Source organism: Streptomyces sp. GL_140, assembly GCF_057834465.1.
On record NZ_CM174404.1, the window covers coordinates 8,498,362 to 8,515,880 of the forward strand.

A 17,519-nucleotide genomic window follows, 5' to 3' on the forward strand; every position below is an offset into this window, starting at 1 on the left:
CCTCGGCAAGGAGTTGCAGCCGAGCTCTGATCCGGGATTCTCCCGGGAGTCCGTCAGCCGGTGCCCTCCAGCGAGGTGTTGTGCCGTGCCTCGTCGACCGGTCGCAACCGGTGTCCTTCGGACGCGTTCGTCGCGACGCGTCGCGCGGGCCGCTCAGTCGAGCAATGCGGAGAGCGCCTCGAAGCTGCGCTCGGCTGCGCCGAGCGAGCCGGGAGGGTTGGGCAGCGTCGACGGGGCATTGTCCTGCTCCCAGATGCCGACGTGCTGGCCGCGCGGGCCGATGGAGTGGATGAACCGCTTCCAGGGCAGGTCGCCTGCGCCGAACTCCACGATGTCGTAGCCGTTGGCGCTGGCCGGGTTGGAGGCGCCGTCCTTCATGTGGAACAGCGGATAGCGATCGGGGTTCTCACGGACGTACGCGGCCGGGTCGAAGCCCGGGAAGCGGTACTGGCCGACGTAGGCCCAGTAGACGTCCATCTCGAAGTAGACGTGACGCGGGTCGGTGTGCCCCAGGAACACGTCGTACAGCCGGACCTTGGGTCGGTCGGTGGCGAAGGCGAACTCGCCCGCGTGGTTGTGCTGATAGAGCTTCAGACCGCGGGGGCTCGCCGCCGCGCCCCAGACGTTGAACTCGTCCGCGGCGGCCTTGTAGGCGTCGACGGTGTTCGTGGCCGAGGGCGCGTTGGCGGTGCCGACGTGCGGCATGCCCAGGATCTGGGCGTTGTCCAGCTCCTGCTGGAGGTTGGTGCGCAGGGCGTTGATGGAGAGGTGGCTGCCCACGGCACGCAGACCGTTGGCGTCGAGCAGCCGCCGGATCTCAGGGACGGTGATCTGCCGGCCCAGGATGGCGGTGGACTGGGTGTAGCCCGCGAACTCCACCTCCGTGAAGCCGATGCGGGACAGCTCCTCGAACACGACGGCGAATCCGAGGTCCCTGACCTTGTCCCGGATGGTGAACAGCTGGATGGAGATCCTGTCCCGGGGAATGGACAGGGCGCCGGCCCCCGCCCAGTCGGGCTTCGAGGCGGCGGCGGGCGAGGCACCCGCCAGCGAGGCCGCGCCGATGGCCACAGTGGCACCGGCAGTGGCTCTCAGAAAGGCTCTGCGGTCGAAATCCCTGCGCGACTTGCTCACGGTTACTCCTCGTTGTGTGCGGGCGGAGAAGTACAGAACACACGTGGGGGGTGAGGCTGGCTCAGACCTGGGCCGCGCGGTCAGCCCGTCAATTGAGGCATGTACGCGTAACGTCGGCGAAATGTCTCAGCCGTGGCGAGACAGTAAGAGGCCAAAGTTGAGGTTGTCTAGAGGTTGAACCAGAAACAGAGTCAACTTTTTTGCGAATCACCAAAAGATTGATTCGTGTTGAGAAATGTTCGGCCCTAGTCGGTCGTAGTGGGTTGACATCGCCCGGTCGTCAGGGCGACGCTCATCAGCGTCGGCCACCACACGGATGCACTCGGTCCCAGTGAGGCGTCACACCTCGATGGCATCCCTTCCGGCGCGCCTCCCCCTCATTCCCCCTTGCCGCCTTCTGCGCGCCCCGCCTCCGTTCCAGGTGCGCCCGTCACCCGCGTTTCTCCGCACCGTCGGCACCACAGGAGAGCACCATGCCCACTGGCCTCTGGCTGATCGGCGCCCGCGGCTCCGTCGCGGTCACCTCGACCCTGGGCCTTCTGGCCCTTCGCGCCGGTCTCGCCCCGTCCACCGGATCCGTGACCGCGTTGCCGCCCTTCGCCCCGGCGGGATTGCCCGACTGGGACGAACTAGTCGTCGGCGGGCACGACATCGCCTCCGTCCCCCTGATGAAGAAGGCCCAGAGCCTCGCCGAATCGGGTGTGCTGCCCGCCCTGCTGCCCGGCGCCCTCGACGAGGAGATCGAGACCGTCGAGCGGGAGATACGGCCCGCCCCGCAGGGCCTCACCACGCAGGAGGAGGAGGCGGAGGCGATCCGCGCCGACCTTGAGGACTTCGCTCGCCGCCACCGGCTCGACCGCACCGTCGTGGTCAATGTGTCGAGCACCGAACCCATCCTGGAGCCGCATCCGGCACACCGGAGCCTGGACGAACTGCGCTCCGCGCTCGCAACCACCGAGACCGTGCTCCCGCCCAGTTCCCTCTACGCGTACGCGGCCTTCACAGCGGGCTGCCCGTACGTCGACTTCACTCCGTCCGCCGGCGCCCGGCTGCCCGCTTTGGCCGAACTGGCCCGGGACCGGGGACTGCCCTACGCCGGCCACGACGGCAAGACGGGCGAGACCCTGCTGAAGTCTGTCATCGCCCCCATGTTCGCGATGCGCCACCTTCAGGTGCGCAGCTGGTCCGGCGTCAACTTGCTGGGCGGCGGCGACGGGGCGAACCTCACGGACCCGGACGCCAACCTGGCCAAGACGGCCAGCAAACAGCGGGTTCTCGGCGAGATCCTCGGACACGATCCGCAAGGCGACTGCCGGATCGACTTCGTCGAGGACCTGGGTGACTTCAAGACCGCCTGGGACCTCGTCACCTTCGTCGGGTTCCTGGGCACCCGGATGCGGATGGAGTTCACCTGGCACGGCTGCGACTCCGCCCTCGCCGCGCCGCTGGTCCTGGACCTCGCCCGGCTGACCGCCGCCGCGCACCGGGCTGGCGTCGGTGGGCCGCTGCACGAACTCTCCTTCTTCTTCAAGGATCCGCTGGACCCGCCCTCGTCCGACAAACGGGCGCCGCACGCACTCGCCGCCCAGTGGGACAACCTGCTGGCCTTCGCAGAACGGCTGGGGACGGGAACGGCCCCGGGGCGGGCGGGATCGGGTGCGGATTCACCGGGGATGGACGTGGCCCCGCTGCGAGCAGAGACCGGTCCGCTGGGAACAGGAGCGGGCCGGTGACCTCCCTGCGCGACCTCGCCGAGCTTGTTCGCGCACCCGCCCTTCTGTCGGTGCCGGGGGACCTCGTGGCCGGCGGCACGGCCGCGCGGGTATCGCCGCACCGCACGCTGGGTCTGGTGGTCGCGTCGGCCGCGCTCTACTCGGCGGGCATGGCGGCAAACGACTGGGCCGACCGCGAACTCGACGCCGAGGAACGCCCCGAACGGCCCATCCCCGAGGGTCGGGTCGCACCCGGTACGGCCCTCGCACTCGCCGTGGGGCTCACCGGCGCCGGGTTGGTGGTGGCCGCGTGGGCCGGCGGGCCCCGGGCCGCGGCGGTCGCCGTACCTCTGGCCGGCGCGGTGTGGACATACGACCTCGTCGCGAAGGGCACCCCGGCCGGGCCCGCGGTCATGGGGGCGTGCCGCACCCTGAACGTACTGCTCGGCGCGAGTCCCGGCGCGCCTGGTTCTCCCGGCGGCCTTCGCCGGGCGCTGCCCGAAGGGCTACTGATAGGCGCGCACACGTGGACGGTCACCGTCCTATCCCACGGAGAGGTACGGGGTGTGCGGCGCGCCGTCCCCGCCGGGACACTCGTAGCGACGGCACTGCTCGCCGGTGCCGCGAGCCTCGCCCCATGCCGGCCGAGGCACACCGCTTCGGACCCCGGAGCAGCTTGCTCATCAGGTTCGGGAACCCGCCCGAGGACGGCGCTCGGCGCACGGCCCGGGACGGCCCACACCCCACACCCGCGCGCGGCGCCGGGAGCACACCCGAGCGCCGCACACCCGGGTCCTGGACCCGGGGCGGCAGCCCCCGGGACCATCCTCGGAGCGGTACCCGCCGCCCTGGCGCTGGCCTGCGGCTACGCCATGCAGTACGGCACTGCCCAGGCAAGGGCCCTACGAGACCCCGGCCCCGGCCCGGTCCGTACGGCGGTCGCCGCCGGAATCACAGCACTCCCCTTGCTCCAGGCAGCGCTCACCGCCCGTCGTGGCCGGGGCACGGCCGCACTCGCGGTCGCCACCGGTGCACTGGCGGGACAGTTCCTGGGAAGAAAGGTGTCACCGACATGACACACAAGGAAGACCGGTTCCGGGCGTGGACGGGAGGCCGGGTCGCGGCCGGCGCCGAGCGCCCGCTGCGGTTCGGCTACGGCACGAACGGATTCACCAACCACCGGCTCGACGACGCGCTGCGCGTCATCTCCGACCTGGGATACCAGGGCGTGGCGCTGACTCTGGACCATCACCACCTAGACCCGTTCGCGCCCGGCCTGGCCCGGCGCACGGCCCGGCTGTCCGACCGGCTGCGCGACCTCGGGCTGGCCGTGGTGATCGAGACCGGCGCCCGCTATCTGCTCGATCCATGGCACAAGCACGCTCCCACCCTGCTCGACGAGGACCCCGCGACACGGCTGGACTATCTGTGCCGGGCCGTGGCCGTCGGAGCCGAACTTGGCGCGGAGGCAGTGTCGTTCTGGTCGGGAGCTGCGGCCCCGGGAGTTCCGCGCGAGATGGCGTGGCGTCGTCTCGTGGAAGGCTGCGAACGCATGGTCGCGGCGGCTGAGCGGTCCGGAGTGACGCTTGGGTTCGAACCCGAGCCGGGCATGCTGGTGGACACCGTCGCCGCCTGGGGGGCGCTGCGTCGCGACCTCGGCGGCCCCGACCGCTTCGGGCTCACTCTGGACATCGGCCATTGCCGCTGCGTGGAGCCGGACCCGGTGCCCGAGTGCGTCGCGGCGGCGGCTCCGTACTTGGTGAACGTGCAGATCGACGACATGCGGCGCGGGGTGCACGAGCACCTGGAATTCGGTGCCGGGCAGATCGATTTCCCTCCGGTCATGCGTGCGCTCGCCGACGCCGGATACCAGGGTCTGGTCTCTGTTGAGCTACCGCGTCAGGCGCATGCCGCGCCCGTGGTGGCGCAGGCGTCGTATGTGTTCCTGCGGGAGGCAGAAATGGCCGGGTGCGCGTCGCGGTCCGTGGCAGGTGCCGGCGAGCGGAGCGCGACATGACTACACCCAGGCCACATGGGGCTGAGTCCGTGCCGTGGTGGGTGACGGATCCCTCACCACGACAGGTGGCAGGGGCCGCCGTGTCCACCCCCGAGGCCCTGGCGGGAGCCGAAGCCGGGTCTGGGGCCGGAGCCGCACCCCTGGTGATGCCCGAGCCCGTATCTCCCGTCGCCCAGCCTGCGGCAGCCCCGCCGCCCGCTCCCGCGCTGCGCGCCGCGTTCGCGGGGCACGCCGGCGAGCCGTGGCTCGCCTCCGTGCTCGACGCGCTGCCGGGCGAACCAGCCCTGGTCGGCGTCCTGTTCGCTGCGGCGGCGCGCCGCTGTGGGCGCGGTGCGTTGCCCGCTGTACCCGGCTGGTGCGCCGACGAGGCGGCCCGGGTACTGCTGCTGGACGCCCTCGGGCTGCCGGAGGCGGGTGCCGTGTCCCTCGTGCGGGAGGTCTACCGGTTCGGAGACGCCGCCGAAAAACGGGCGGTGCTGCGGGCTCTGCCCCTGCTGCCCCGGTTCGATGCGGCGGTGGAGCTCCTGCATGACGCGGTACGCACCAACGACGCAAGGCTGCTGGCCGCGGCCGTGGGACCGGCCGCGCGGGCACTGGGCCAGGACATGTGGCGGCAGGCCGTGCTGAAGTGCGTCTTCGTGGGCGTCCCTCTGCTCCTGGTCGCGGACCTCGACCACCGGGCGGACGCCGTACTGGAGCGCATGCTGGCCGGGTTCGTCCGCGAACGGCGGGCCGCGAGGCGCCCCGTGCCGCAGGACGCCGCCGCCCTGCTGCGTCACCTGGAGGACAAGAGCCGCCCGGAGGAGAAGAACTGATGCGCATCTTCGACCCGCACGTCCACATGACCTCACGCACCACCGACGACTACCGCCGCATGTTCGAGGCCGGGGTGCGGGCCGTCGTGGAGCCCGCCTTCTGGCTGGGCCAGCCCCGCACCTCAGTCGGCTCGTTCACCGACTACTTCGACTCGCTCCTCGGCTGGGAGCCCTACCGGGCCTCGCTGTACGGCATCCGCCACTACTGCGCGCTGGCCCTCAATCCCAAGGAGGCCAACGACCCCCGCTGCCGCGACGTGCTGGACGTCCTTCCCCGTTTCCTTGAGAAGGACAACGTCGTCGCCGTCGGTGAGATCGGCTACGACTCGGTCACCCCCGAGGAGGACACGGCCTTCGCTGCGCAGCTCGCCCTGGCCGTGGAGCACGGCCTGCCCGCGCTGGTGCACACTCCACACCGCGACAAGGAGGGCGGCACCCGGCGCACCCTGGACGTGGTCGCCGAGTCCGGGATCGGCCCGGAGCGGGTACTCGTCGACCATCTCACCGAGACCACCGTCGAGGCAGTCCTGGAGTCCGGCTGCTGGCTGGGATTCTCCATCTACCCCGACACCAAGATGACCGCCGACCGGATGATCGGCCTGCTCCGGCGCTATGGCACGGAGCGGATGATCGTGAACTCGGCCGCCGACTGGGGCCACTCCGATCCGCTGCTCACCCACGCCACTGCCCGGGCCATGCTCGACGCCGGTTTCGGGGCCGACGATGTGGACCAGGTGATGTGGCGCAACCCGGTGGAGTTCTACTCCCAGTCGGGTCGGCTCGACCTCTCCGCGCACCAGGCCCCGGAGCAGGATTTCGCGGGCAACTCCGTACGCCGAGGGGGTAGCTGATGCGACTGCGCCACCCCGGAGGGCAGACCCTGCACCTCGGATACTGCACCAACGTCCACCCAGCCCAGGACCTCTCAGGTGTCGTCTCCCAGCTTCGGCGCCACGCTGCCGAGGTGCGCCGCCGCCTGGACACCCCGCTGCTCAGCGTAGGGCTGTGGCTCGCCGCACCGGTCGCGGCCCATCTCGCCGGGGACGCCGGGGCGCTGCGCCGACTGCGCGCCGCGCTGGACGCCCATGGGCTGGAGGTGGTGACGCTCAACGGCTTCCCGTACCGGTCCTTCCAAGACCCGGTCGTCAAGCACGCCGTCTACCACCCGGACTGGACTCGGCCGGAACGCCTCGACTACACCCTCGACCTGGCCCGGGTGCTGGCCGGACTGCTGCCCGCCGACGCCGACCTCGGTTCGGTCTCGACGCTTCCGCTGGCCTGGCGAACCCCCTGGGACCCGAGGCGGGCCGACATCTGCCGCCGTGCTCTCGACAGGCTCGCGGCGGGACTCGCGGACCTGGAGTCACGGACCGGGCGCCGGGTCAGGGTGGCGTTCGAGCCGGAGCCGGGCTGTGTGGTGGAGAACACCGACCAGGCCGTGGCCGTTCTGGCGGGGACCGACACAGAACGGCTCGGCGTCTGCCTCGACCTGGCCCATGTCGCCTGTGCCTGGGAGCAGCCGGAGCGGGCCCTGGCCACGCTGGCGGCGGCAGGGGTGCCCGTGGTCAAGGTGCAGGTCTCCGCGGCGCTGGAGATCGACGACCCGCGCGGGGCACGCGAGATGCTCCGCGAGTGGGCCGAGCCCCGCTTCCTGCATCAGGTCTCCGGTCCGCGGGCGGCGGAGGTACGCCGTGGCGGCCTGCACCGGATCTCCGGCGCACGGCCGTCGGACGTGCCGGACGACGTCCCGCACCCGGCCACTGGCTTGGCAACCCCGGACATCCGAGGCCACGCCCGGCATCCGACCGCCTCCCCGGGTACCCCGGGCGTGCGGGCGGACGACCTGGGCGAGGCGCTGGACCGCGATCTGCCAGGCCCCTGGCGGATCCACTACCACGTGCCCCTGCACGCGGAACCGGTCGCGCCGCTCGGCACGACCGTGCAGGTGCTGCGGGCCGGACTCGATGCCCTGCTGTCCGGCCCGCAGCCCGCCTGCGACCACTTCGAGGTCGAGACCTACACATGGGGCGTGCTGCCAGAGGCGCGGCGCCCCGCCACCGACGGGGACCTCGCCGACGGTATCGCGGCGGAACTGGCTTTCGCACGGGATGAGTTCATGATGCGCATGTGGGGGATGGAGCCGGCGCCCCGGCAGCCGATGGATCCGAAGGAGGTGACCGCGTGATCAAGAAGCGGTCCTTGCTGGTGCTCGACGTGGTCGGGCTCACCCCGAGGCACTTGGAGCACATGCCGCGGCTGCGAGCCGTGGGCGAACGGGGCTTCCGGGCACCGCTGGACACCGTGCTGCCGGCCGTCACCTGTCCCGTGCAGTCCACCTTCCTCACCGGTGAACTTCCCTCCGGTCACGGTATCGTCGGCAACGGCTGGTACTTCCGGGAGCTCGGCGACGTACTGCTGTGGCGTCAGCACAACGCGCTGGTCGGCGGGGACAAACTGTGGGACGCGGCGCGCAGGGCCGCCCCCGGGTACACCGTCGCAAACATCTGCTGGTGGTACGCGATGGGCGCCGATGTGAACTGGACGGTCACCCCGCGCCCGGTCTACCACGCTGACGGGCGCAAGGACCCCGACTGCTACACCGACCCGCCCGGACTCCGCGACCGGCTGACCGCCTCCCTGGGCGCCTTCCCGCTGTTCAGTTACTGGGGTCCCGGCGCCGGTATCGACTCCTCCCGCTGGATCAGCCGTGCCACCCGGCGGATGCTGACAGAGAACAGCCCCGACCTGACCCTGGCCTACCTCCCGCATCTCGACTACGACCTTCAGCGCTTCGGTCCCTCCCATCCGCGCGCAGCCGCCGCTGCGCGGGAACTCGACGGCGTACTGGCCCCGCTGCTGGACACCGCCGAGGCCCGCGGCACCACCGTGGTCGCGTTGTCCGAGTACGGCATCACCGATGTCAGCCGACCCGTGGACATCAACCGGGCGCTGCGGGCGGAGGGACTGCTGCGGGTGCACACCCAGGCCGGTATGGAGTGCCTCGACCCGTGGACCTCGCGGGCCTTCGCCGTCGCCGACCACCAAGTCGCCCATGTGTACGTACGCAACCCGGCCGATCTGTCCGCCGTCCGCAAGGTCTGCGAGCAGCTCCCCGGTGTCGAGCTGGTGCTGGACGCAGAGGGCAAGGCCGCGCACGGGCTGGACCACCCCAGGTCCGGCGAGCTCGTGCTGGTGGCTGGGGCGGACGCCTGGTTCACGTACTACTACTGGCTCGACGACCGCCGGGCACCGGACTTCGCCCGGATCGTGGAGATCCACCGCAAGCCGGGCTACGACCCGGCCGAACTCCTCTTCGACCCGGCCGACCCGGGCGCCGCGAAACGGCGCGCGGCGCTCGCGCTGGCCCGCAAGAAGCTCGGCATGCGCTACCTGATGGACGTCGTCGGGCTGGACGCGGGGGCGAGGTCGGTCCGCGGATCGCACGGCCGCCTGCCGGACAGCGACCACGACACCCCCGTACTGCTCTGTTCCGACGCGTCGGGGGCGCGCGACCGCGTGGCCGCGACCGAGGTGAAAGCGCTGCTGCTGGAACTGGCCGGGCTGGCCGGGGCGACGGGGCCAACGGGGTGAGCGACCCCTTTGGTGCCCGCCGAGCCGTGGCGAACCGTCTTGACCTGCACGACGGTTCCCCAGGCCGCGGGCACCGGACGGACCGCGGCCCAGTCGATCCCACCGGACCGAGCCCCGGGTCGGGCCCGCCATGTCCACCGGCCTCCTGCTCCCGCCCCCACCGGCCCGCCGTACGAAGCACACGTAGAACGGAAACGACATCCATGCCTCGACCCTTCACCCTCTTCACCGGACAGTGGGCCGACCTGCCGCTGGAGGAGATCTGCCGGCTGGCCCGAGACTGGGGCTACGACGGTCTGGAACTAGCCTGCTGGGGCGACCACTTCGAGGTGGACAAGGCATTGGCCGATCCCGGATACCTCGCCGGCCGTCATGCCCTGCTGGAGAAGTACGACCTGAAGTGCTGGGCAGTCTCCAACCACTTGGTCGGCCAGGCTGTCTGCGACCACCCGATCGACGAGCGCCACCGGGCGATACTGCCGGCCCGGGTCTGGGGTGACGGCGAACCCGAGGGCGTACGGCGGCGGGCGGCAGCCGAGATGGCGGACACCGCGCGCGCCGCCGCGGCCTTCGGGGTACGAACGGTGGTCGGCTTCACGGGTTCGTCCATCTGGCACACCGTCGCGATGTTCCCGCCGGTGCCGGAGTCGATGGTGGAACGCGGCTACACCGACTTCACCGAACGATGGAACCCTTTGCTCGACGTCTTCGACGCCGAGGGGGTGCGGTTCGCCCTTGAAGTGCACCCCAGCGAGATCGCGTACGACTTCTGGACCACCCAGCGCACGCTGCGGGCAGTGGACCATCGCCCGGCGTTCGGGCTGAACTTCGACCCCAGCCACTTCGTCTGGCAAGACCTCGACCCGGTCGCCTTCCTCGACGAGTTCCGCGACCGCATCTACCACGTGGACTGCAAGGAGGCCCGCAAACGGCTCGACGGGCGCAACGGGCGGCTCGGCTCCCACCTGCCCTGGGGCGACCCGCACCGCGGCTGGGACTTCGTCTCCGTCGGCCACGGCGACGTGCGCTGGGAAGACATCTTCCGGATGCTCAACTCCATCGGCTACTCGGGCCCCGTATCGGTCGAGTGGGAGGATGCGGGCATGGACCGGCTGCACGGCGCCCCGGAGGCCCTCGCCTTTCTGCGCCGCCTCGCCTTCGCTCCACCGGCCCGCTCCTTCGACGCGGCCTTCGCCCCCAACAGCGATGCGGATGGCGAGGTGGGAAGCGGAGGCGGGACGGGCGTCTAGTACTGCAATCACAGTTAAGGGGTATGCCCGCGTTGTTTGTAGTGGCTGTCGCGGGCGCGTGTCTGACTGAGTCTTCGCCAGTGTGACCAGTGCAGATGGTGGTGGATGGTGAGGTGGTGGGGTGGAGGAGGTGGCCGATGAGGCGGCGTATCTCCGCTACGGACAGCGGTATCAGGCCACCGCTGTTTCCCCTTTTGAGAGTTCGTGGGCGCGGACGGCGCTGAGTGCGGCGAGGGCGGCCATGGCGAGGGTGATGTGCCGGTACCAGGCGTGGTAGAGGCGGACCTGGTAGTGGTCCAGGCCGCACTCGCCCTTGGCGGTCTGGAAGCATTCTTCGACGGCCCAGCGGGCGCCGGCGACCCTGACCAGGTCTTTCATCCGGGTGCCGACAGGTCCGTAGCAGACGTAGTAGGCGATGTCGGTCGGGTCTTTGAGGCTGCGGCGGGCCAGGACCCAGTGGCCGTGGCCGTTCTCCCACCAGATCCGGATGGGGATCCGCGCCCACTGGTACATGCGCTCGCCGTGGGATCCCTTGCCGGCGGACAGGCGCTTCCAGGACTGCGGCGCGAGGCCGGCGACGAGGTTGTCGACCCGGCGTTCGCCCATGCCGCGGGTGATGACGGTGTCGCTGGTCTTCACACACATCACATGGCTGATGGACCGTTGTTCCATCCAGCACCGCAGCGATTTCGACTGTCCGTAGGCCTCGTCCGCGGTGACCCACGCGAACGGGACGCCAGCCTCCACCGCACGGACGAGCATCGCCTTGAAGTGTTCGGTCTTCGTCGCGAAGCAAACCTCGTCGGGGATTCCCGCGTCACGACATCGCGCGCGGTCGTCCGTCCACGAGACGGGCAGATACAGTTCCCGGTCGATCAGGGCCCACCCCTTGGACGAGGCATAGGCCAGGAACGTGCCGACCTGGCAGTTTTCGGTACGTCCGGCGGTGCCGGAATACTGCCGCTGGACGCCGGCCGAGCGCACACCCTTCTTCAGGAAGCCGGTGTCGTCGCCGATCAGGATCGCGCCCTTGTCGCCGATGGTCTCAACGACGTAGTCCCGCACGTCGTCACGGACCGCTTCCGCGTCCCAGTCCGCCTCACCCAGCAGGCGCTGCATCCCGATCGGCAGCCGATCACCCGCCCGCTCCGCAAGCGTCCAGCCGTTCTTCCGCTCCAACGGAGCTACCAGCCCACGCATATACGCAAGCGCCCGACCCCGCGGCTCCGACCTCACGAAACGCGACGCGAACCGGGCATGCAACCCGGCCAACACCCCGTCCCACTCCTCAACCAACCCCACCCCGAGCTCAGTCACACACCAACTCAACCACACACAAGTGTGATTGCAGTACTAGGGCCTATGTGATGTCGTGATCAGCTGCTGGGTTCTGGCCTGCTTGAGGGGTGGAATCCGGTAGGACTGGGGTTGTGACGCGTCGGCAACTCACCCATGCCCAGTGGAAGTTCATCGAGCCGTACTTGCCGATCGGTAGGTACGGCCCGTACCTGGAACGGTTGCGGGAGCAGTTCGAGGGTGTGATCTGGCGGTTCCGCTCCAGTGGGCAGTGGCGGGAGATGCCTGCCGAGTTCGGCCCCTGGGCCACCGTCTACGGACGCTTCCGCGTGTGGCGGGACGCCGGTGTGTTCACGGCCCTGCTGGAAGGCCTGATCGCAGAGGGTGCCAGTGTCGGCAGGACGGACCTGTCGCTGGTGAGCGTGGACTCCACCACGGTCCGTGCCCACCACGACGCCGCGGGAATGCGGGTCAGTAAGCACCTGATGAAGGCCCTGGAAGAAGCCGTGCAGGAGCAGGAGACAGCCCGGCAAAAGGGGGCAGCACGGAGTGAGGTGACCCCCGGAGTGTGGACACAGGGGTTCATGCAGCGAGTGTGAGTTTACGGCCTCGCTGTTGCTGATGTTCGAACTCGGCGGGTGAGAGGTAGCCGAGCGAGCTGTGGCGCCTGCGGACGTTGTAGTAGGTGAGCCACTGGAATATTTCCAGCCTGGCCTGACGGATCGTCGTGAACGGCCTGCGCAGGGCCTCTCGCTTCAGTCCCTGCCAGAACGATTCGGCCAGCGCGTATCGTAGCTCGACCCGACGCGCCCCATGCTCCTGCGGATCCCGAAACCATCGCTGACCTGGGCGAACGCGGCGGAGGTGTATTGCGAGCCCCTGTCCGCGTGGAAGATCACCCCGGCCACGTGGCCGCCTCGGGCCGACACCGCCATCGTGAGCGCGTCGACGACCAGTTCCGTGCGCATGTGGGTGGCCATCGACCAGCCCAGCACCCGACGCGAACAGATGTCGATCACGCAGGTCAGATAATGCCATGCGCCGCCGACCTGCACGTATGTGATGTCTCCACACCACTTCTCATCGAGTGCGGCGGCGGTGAAGTCGCGTCGGACCAGGTCCGGGGCGGGCGGCGCTAGCCGGTCCGGGACCGTGGTGCGCTTGCGCCTGCGCAGATGCCGGCCCTCGATCCCCTCCCGCCTCATGAGCCTTTCGACGCGCTTGCGGTTCACGGTGCGACCGAAGCCCGGCAGTTCAGCGTGGACCCGGCGCACTCCATACGTTCCGCGGTGGTCGGCGTGGACCTCACGGATCTCCGCAACCAAGGCATCGTCGGCCGCCCGGCGAACCTGACGGGCTCCTGCCCCGCCGAGCCACCGGTAGTAGCCCGAGCGCGAGATGCCCAGGACCCCGCATATCCGCTGCACGCCGTACTCGGCGCGGTGGGCGGAGATGAAGTCCCAGCGGCCGGTCATGCCCTCATCTCCTTGGCGAAATACTGGGCCGCCCGCCGCAGGATTTCCCGCTCGAGCTCCCACTCCTTCTCCGCCTTGCGCAGCCGGCCCAGCTCGGCTCTCAGCCGGACGATTTCCTCGTCCCGGCTCTCCGACGCGCCCTCGCCGCCACTCACCCGGCCGGCCTGCTCGTCGGCCTGCCGGACCCAGCTCCGCAGTCTCGCCGGTCACCCCGACGTCCGCAGCAACCGCCGAGTAGGTACGCCTGCCAGCCGCGGCTCGGTACAGCGCCACAGCGTCGTTCCTGAACTCCTCCGGATACGGAGACCTACGTCCCACCAGGACACCCTTCCTCGGACCCTCAAGATCCATTGTCGAGTGTCCACACCAAAGGGGTCATCTCAGTACAGCAACGGCCCCACCGAAGGAGTCAACACCAAGACCAAACGGATCGCACGCCAGATGCACGGCCGAGCAGGCTGCAACCTCCTTCGCCACCGCATCCTCCTCGGATAACACCACCCTCCGTCACCACCGAATGTGAGACAGGGCCGTTCGATTGACAGACCCCCACCACGCGTTCCACCAGCACCGTTACCAGGTGCGGGAACACCAACTCCGGCAAGGTCTCACACGACCGAAGAATGATGCCCAGGATGACGGAGCGTCACCGGATGGTTCGGGTGGCTCAGGGGTTAGCCCTTGAGTCCCAGGTGTGGGAAATGGTCGAAGAACGGCTCAGGGGTGGCGACGATGCCCTGGCCGAAGGGTGCGTCGAAGTCCCAGATGAGGAAGAGCAGGAACGCGATGAGCGCGCTGAACAGGCCGGCCAGCAGGAGCTCGCGGAACGACCGCCGGATCTGCAGGGTGAAGATCAGACCCACCGTCACCAGGGCGCCGGCGATCAGGCCGAACCACACCACCGTTGGCAGGGTGTCGCCGGCGTTCTGGCCGCGCGCGTTGCGGGCCTCGTCCACCGCCGCGACCTGGTCGACCAGCGGCTGGTAGGCCTGCGCTTCGTGGTCGGTTTGAGTCTGGTAGTCGGTGACGTCCCGGCGGATACGTTCGAGCAGCTGCCCGCCGCGGTCGGTGAGGGTGCCGGGGTCGGCCGTCTCCTTCCACTCCACGTTCACCACATACGTCACGTATGTGTCGACGTCGGACCGGATCTTGGTGCGTACGTCGGGCGGGTAGACCTCGGAGCGGACACTGATCTCGTGCAGGGCCTGCACCTCCTGGCGCACGTGCTCCTGGGCGGCGCCTAGGCCCTCCCAGACACCGGCGATCGCCAGGCCCAGCACGATCGCGTAGATCACCCCGATCATCATCGTCATGTACTCGATGACATCCGGGGTCTCGTTCGGATCGTCGTCCTCGCCGATCCTGCGTTGGTTGAAGAAGGCGATGGTCAGCACCACGGCGCAGGCCGCGGCCATTGCGAGGGATAGGACGAGCCATTCCGACAAGATGACTCCTGAATCGTTTACAAGTGGGGCGAAGCGGTTAGCGCGGGCGCAGCGCGAGGATCGCGAGCACGGCGGGAGCCGCGGTCAGCAGGGTGAAGGTCACCGGCGAGATGTGGTGCTCGACCGGCTTGCGGGACGGGGCGTGGTAGGCGGGTTGGGCCGCCTTCTTGTGCGGGGGCGGCGGTGTCACCATGGGGACGGGCGCTGCTGCCGCCTGGATCGGTTCGGGCTTCGGAGCCGGCTTGGGCACAGGCTTGGGCACAGGCTTGGGCACCGGTTTCGGTGCGGGTGGTGGCGGTGCGGGCTTGGGGGGCGGCGGAGCGGGTTTCGGTGTTGGCGGCGGGGTCGGGGTGGGTGTCGGCGTCGGGGGACACGGCGGGGGAGGCGGCGGCGGGCAGTGGTGCCCGTCGTGACGGCCCTCCCCGTGGCCTCCGCCGTGGTCGTCGCCGTGATGGCCACCACCTGGGCCGTCTCCACGGCGGCCGCCGGAGGCCACAGCGACCACGGTGGTGGCGGCCGAGCCGTCGCCGGAATCGGTCGTTGCGTAGGCGCGGCTGTCAGCCACGGCGGGCGTGGCGGACAACGCCACCCACAGCAGGACCGGGACCGCCAGCAGGCTCCTTGTGCGTGCCGGGAGCATCATGGGCGTCCTGGTTGGCTTTCGAGGTGGGTCGCAGAGAGGGCTAGTCCTTCGGCGGCAGTTCTGCAGCGTTGGGCGAGTTCGTTGACGTGGTTGCGAAAGGCGTCTGCTTGTGGGCCGTGCCAGTTCAGATCGGCGGTGGCGTTGATCAGCCGGTGTGCGTGTTCGCGTAGCGTGCTTGCTTGGTTCCGTAGGCCCTCGGCTGGTCCGGGTGGGTGTGGTTCGGTGGTGGGGAAGTGGCTCACGGTTGTCCTGTCCAGGGGGCGAAGGCGTTTGTTACGCCGTCGAGCGCGGGGGTGAGTTCGGGGTGGTGGCGTTGCAGCACTGTGATCATGGAGTTGTGGTCGATCCATTGGAGGCCCTCGGTGGTGTAGATCTCGGGCCGGTAGTCGGTGGTGAAGAAGCGGTCGCTCTTGAGGCGGCGGCTGGCCATAAGGATGAAGATCCGGAAGAGTGTGTCGCTGAATCCGAAACCGGCCGGGCGGGGTTCGGCGAGGTTGCCGACGAGTGTGTCGACGCGGTCGAGGCGGCCCTCGTAGAGGTCTCGTAGGAGGGGGGTTTCCCCCGGGTGTCCGCCGGTCAGTTCCTCGAAGGAGGCGACGGGATGTTTGCGGAGCATCTGCCGGTAGGCGTTGTATCGGGGGATGCCGCGTTCGCGGTCGCGCAGAATGTCTACGGTTCCCAGGTCGATGTGTTCGCCTGAGAGTCGGGAGAGGTTGCGCAGGGCGTCGGGGTGGTTGTGCAGGATGAGCGCGCCGGGGTTCGAGGTGCCGAAGGTATAGAGCAGGTCGCTCATCCCGAATGAGTCGATGGCGCTGCGGGTGGTGGTGCCTTGCATGTCGTTGAAACCGATGACCTGCCGGGTGGCCCCCCTGCGGTGCTCCCGCACCGTGATCTCGTCGGGGATAAGTGGGTGCAGGCGGTAGGCGGAGACGAACTCTTCGGTCATGGAAAAGGGTGCGGCGTGGTGGTCGGTCCGGGAGCCGAGGATGCCGCTGAGGGCTTCGCCGCCGACGCGCCCGAAGCGGCGGGTGACCCAGCGGGGCAGAAGCCCGTACCAGTTGGCGTCCATCGATCGTTGCAGGATGGGGGTGTTGAGGATGCCGGGGGTCCACTCCACCGTGTGGATCTTCGCCATGAGGGCGGTGTTGACCAGGCGTGCGGTGTGGAAGATCCGCTCGTCGCTCCAAGTGGGGTGGTGGGAGCGGATCAAGTCGCAGATCGCGTTGTGTTCCTTGGCGAAGAGCGTGTGCAGCAGCGAGAGGCCACTCCAGTAGTCGCTGTTCATCCCGGTGGCGTCGAGGCAGGCCATGCCGGGTCGGGGATCGGATGGCAACCGCCCGTCGACCAGGATGAGGTGGCCGTGTTCCCCGGTGCGTAGAGAACGGCAACGGGCCTCGTCGGAACCGTAGATCTGTGAGCCGTCCCACCAGTGCGTGACGGTGTTCTCGTACGTCGGCGGGGCGTGGGGGGTGGTGTGGGAGACGGGGTCGGGGCGGGTGCGGTTGACCCGCATCGGGCATTGTGCCCAGTTGTCGTCCTTCGCGAGAGGGACGGTGAAGGGTTCGGCTTCCTCGTTGTCGCCGTGGTTGGCCCAGCCGTGGTTCTGGAACTGGATCCAGGCCGCGGCCAACAGGTTGAGGGTCGGCGCTGGGGTGAAGCTGCGCCGTGCCAGCAGGTGGCGGCTGATCTCGCGGGGGCTGGGGTCCATCAGGGCGCTGTCGTCGTCGGGGTAGGCCATGTGCAGGGGGGAGTTCCGGTCCAGCCGGGTGCCCGTCTTCCCCATGTCCACATCGAATGGGTCGTAGCCGGAGCCGTCGTAGGTGCGGTGGGGAGCCAGGTGCGGGGTGGGGCGGCGGTTGCGTTCGCCGCCGGCGCCGAAGGTGTCGTGCAGGTTGTGGCGGCGTAGGTCCTGGCGGAGCACGGCCAGGTTCAGCAGGCCGATCGGGCCTGGCAGTTCGTACCATTCACGGGTGCGGTTGATCTGGGCGAAGGCCGCGGACTCCAGCCGCTCCAGCAGGCTGGGCGGCCCATGCTGCGCGGGCGGCGCGATACGGCGGGCCGCCTCGGGCAGCAACTCGACATCAGGGGTGTCTGGAGTGCCGGTGGGCGGGCTGGTCTGGGGGGTGGTGTCGGTCATGGGG

13 protein-coding genes and 2 pseudogenes are annotated in these 17,519 nt (G+C 69.6%); 9 read left to right on the plus strand and 6 right to left on the minus strand.

The features are described 5' to 3' along the window. Positions 1-153: 153 nt before the first annotated feature. Positions 154-1,134: a sugar phosphate isomerase/epimerase family protein gene (locus AC3IYJ_RS39190; protein WP_489399238.1), complete on the minus strand. Its 981-nt coding sequence runs from the start codon at positions 1,132-1,134 to the stop codon at positions 154-156. A 473-nt stretch (positions 1,135-1,607) separates the two neighbouring features. On the opposite strand from AC3IYJ_RS39190, the gene AC3IYJ_RS39195 reads away from it, so the two are divergent. The 8 genes from AC3IYJ_RS39195 (at position 1,608) to AC3IYJ_RS39230 (ending at position 10,519) form a co-directional block, all read left to right on the plus strand. Beyond that, positions 1,608-2,867 (plus strand): inositol-3-phosphate synthase, encoded by a 1,260-nt coding sequence (locus AC3IYJ_RS39195; RefSeq protein ID WP_489399239.1) that lies wholly within the window; start codon positions 1,608-1,610, stop codon positions 2,865-2,867. Then, on the plus strand, positions 2,864-3,922 hold the full coding sequence (locus tag AC3IYJ_RS39200; RefSeq protein WP_489399240.1) for an SCO3242 family prenyltransferase: 1,059 nt from the start codon (positions 2,864-2,866) through the stop codon (positions 3,920-3,922). Before AC3IYJ_RS39195 ends, AC3IYJ_RS39200 begins: the two co-directional genes overlap by 4 nt. Next, positions 3,919-4,863 (plus strand): sugar phosphate isomerase/epimerase family protein, encoded by a 945-nt coding sequence (locus tag AC3IYJ_RS39205; protein ID WP_489399241.1) that lies wholly within the window; start codon positions 3,919-3,921, stop codon positions 4,861-4,863. Before AC3IYJ_RS39200 ends, AC3IYJ_RS39205 begins: the two co-directional genes overlap by 4 nt. 80 nt (positions 4,864-4,943) lie before the next feature. Beyond that, complete coding sequence (locus tag AC3IYJ_RS39210) at positions 4,944-5,678, plus strand: EboA domain-containing protein (RefSeq protein ID WP_489399242.1); 735 nt, start codon at positions 4,944-4,946, stop codon at positions 5,676-5,678. Then, positions 5,678-6,529: a TatD family hydrolase gene (locus AC3IYJ_RS39215; protein ID WP_489399243.1), complete on the plus strand. Its 852-nt coding sequence runs from the start codon at positions 5,678-5,680 to the stop codon at positions 6,527-6,529. The genes AC3IYJ_RS39210 and AC3IYJ_RS39215 overlap by 1 nt, the downstream gene beginning before the upstream one ends. Further along, positions 6,529-7,863, plus strand: coding sequence for a metabolite traffic protein EboE (eboE, locus tag AC3IYJ_RS39220; protein WP_489399244.1), 1,335 nt, complete (start codon positions 6,529-6,531; stop codon positions 7,861-7,863). The genes AC3IYJ_RS39215 and eboE overlap by 1 nt, the downstream gene beginning before the upstream one ends. After that, a complete protein-coding gene (locus AC3IYJ_RS39225) occupies positions 7,860-9,269 on the plus strand; it encodes an alkaline phosphatase family protein (RefSeq protein WP_489399245.1) in 1,410 nt (469 codons plus the stop codon). The genes eboE and AC3IYJ_RS39225 overlap by 4 nt, the downstream gene beginning before the upstream one ends. Positions 9,270-9,472: 203 nt before the next feature. Beyond that, positions 9,473-10,519 (plus strand): sugar phosphate isomerase/epimerase family protein, encoded by a 1,047-nt coding sequence (locus AC3IYJ_RS39230; protein ID WP_489399246.1) that lies wholly within the window; start codon positions 9,473-9,475, stop codon positions 10,517-10,519. A gap of 171 nt (positions 10,520-10,690) precedes the next feature. On the opposite strand, the gene AC3IYJ_RS39235 is transcribed toward AC3IYJ_RS39230, so the two are convergent. Next, complete coding sequence (locus AC3IYJ_RS39235; protein ID WP_489403059.1) at positions 10,691-11,821, minus strand: IS701 family transposase; 1,131 nt, start codon at positions 11,819-11,821, stop codon at positions 10,691-10,693. A gap of 128 nt (positions 11,822-11,949) precedes the next feature. Here AC3IYJ_RS39235 and AC3IYJ_RS39240 point away from each other — a divergent pair. After that, positions 11,950-12,369: pseudogene (locus tag AC3IYJ_RS39240) on the plus strand (transposase); the annotation flags it as partial. Between the two features lie 28 nt (positions 12,370-12,397). On the opposite strand, the pseudogene AC3IYJ_RS39245 reads toward AC3IYJ_RS39240, so the two are convergent. The 4 genes and pseudogenes from AC3IYJ_RS39245 to AC3IYJ_RS39260 form a co-directional block, all read right to left on the minus strand. Next, positions 12,398-13,608, minus strand: a pseudogene (locus tag AC3IYJ_RS39245) (IS3 family transposase). A 356-nt stretch (positions 13,609-13,964) separates the two neighbouring features. Beyond that, positions 13,965-14,735: a bestrophin-like domain gene (locus AC3IYJ_RS39250; RefSeq protein WP_489399247.1), complete on the minus strand. Its 771-nt coding sequence runs from the start codon at positions 14,733-14,735 to the stop codon at positions 13,965-13,967. Positions 14,736-14,772: 37 nt separating this feature from the next. Further along, positions 14,773-14,997 carry a hypothetical protein gene (locus AC3IYJ_RS39255; RefSeq protein WP_489399248.1) on the minus strand — a complete coding sequence of 75 codons (225 nt, stop codon included), beginning with the start codon at positions 14,995-14,997 and terminating at the stop codon, positions 14,773-14,775. Positions 14,998-15,616: 619 nt separating this feature from the next. Then, positions 15,617-17,515, minus strand: a complete 1,899-nt coding sequence (locus AC3IYJ_RS39260; protein WP_489399249.1) for a peroxidase family protein — start codon at positions 17,513-17,515, stop codon at positions 15,617-15,619. Between the last annotated feature and the right edge of the window lie 4 nt (positions 17,516-17,519).

Excerpts from the sequence above, each read along its gene's own strand:
- AC3IYJ_RS39195 (WP_489399239.1), top strand. The coding sequence starts at position 1,608 with ATGCCCACTGGCCTCTGGCTGATCGGCGCCCGCGGCTCCGTCGCGGTC.
- AC3IYJ_RS39205 (WP_489399241.1), top strand. The coding sequence starts at position 3,919 with ATGACACACAAGGAAGACCGGTTCCGGGCGTGGACGGGAGGCCGGGTC.
- AC3IYJ_RS39215 (WP_489399243.1), top strand. The coding sequence starts at position 5,678 with ATGCGCATCTTCGACCCGCACGTCCACATGACCTCACGCACCACCGAC.
- eboE (WP_489399244.1), top strand. The coding sequence starts at position 6,529 with ATGCGACTGCGCCACCCCGGAGGGCAGACCCTGCACCTCGGATACTGC.
- AC3IYJ_RS39230 (WP_489399246.1), top strand. The coding sequence starts at position 9,473 with ATGCCTCGACCCTTCACCCTCTTCACCGGACAGTGGGCCGACCTGCCG.
- AC3IYJ_RS39260 (WP_489399249.1), bottom strand. The coding sequence starts at position 17,515 with ATGACCGACACCACCCCCCAGACCAGCCCGCCCACCGGCACTCCAGAC.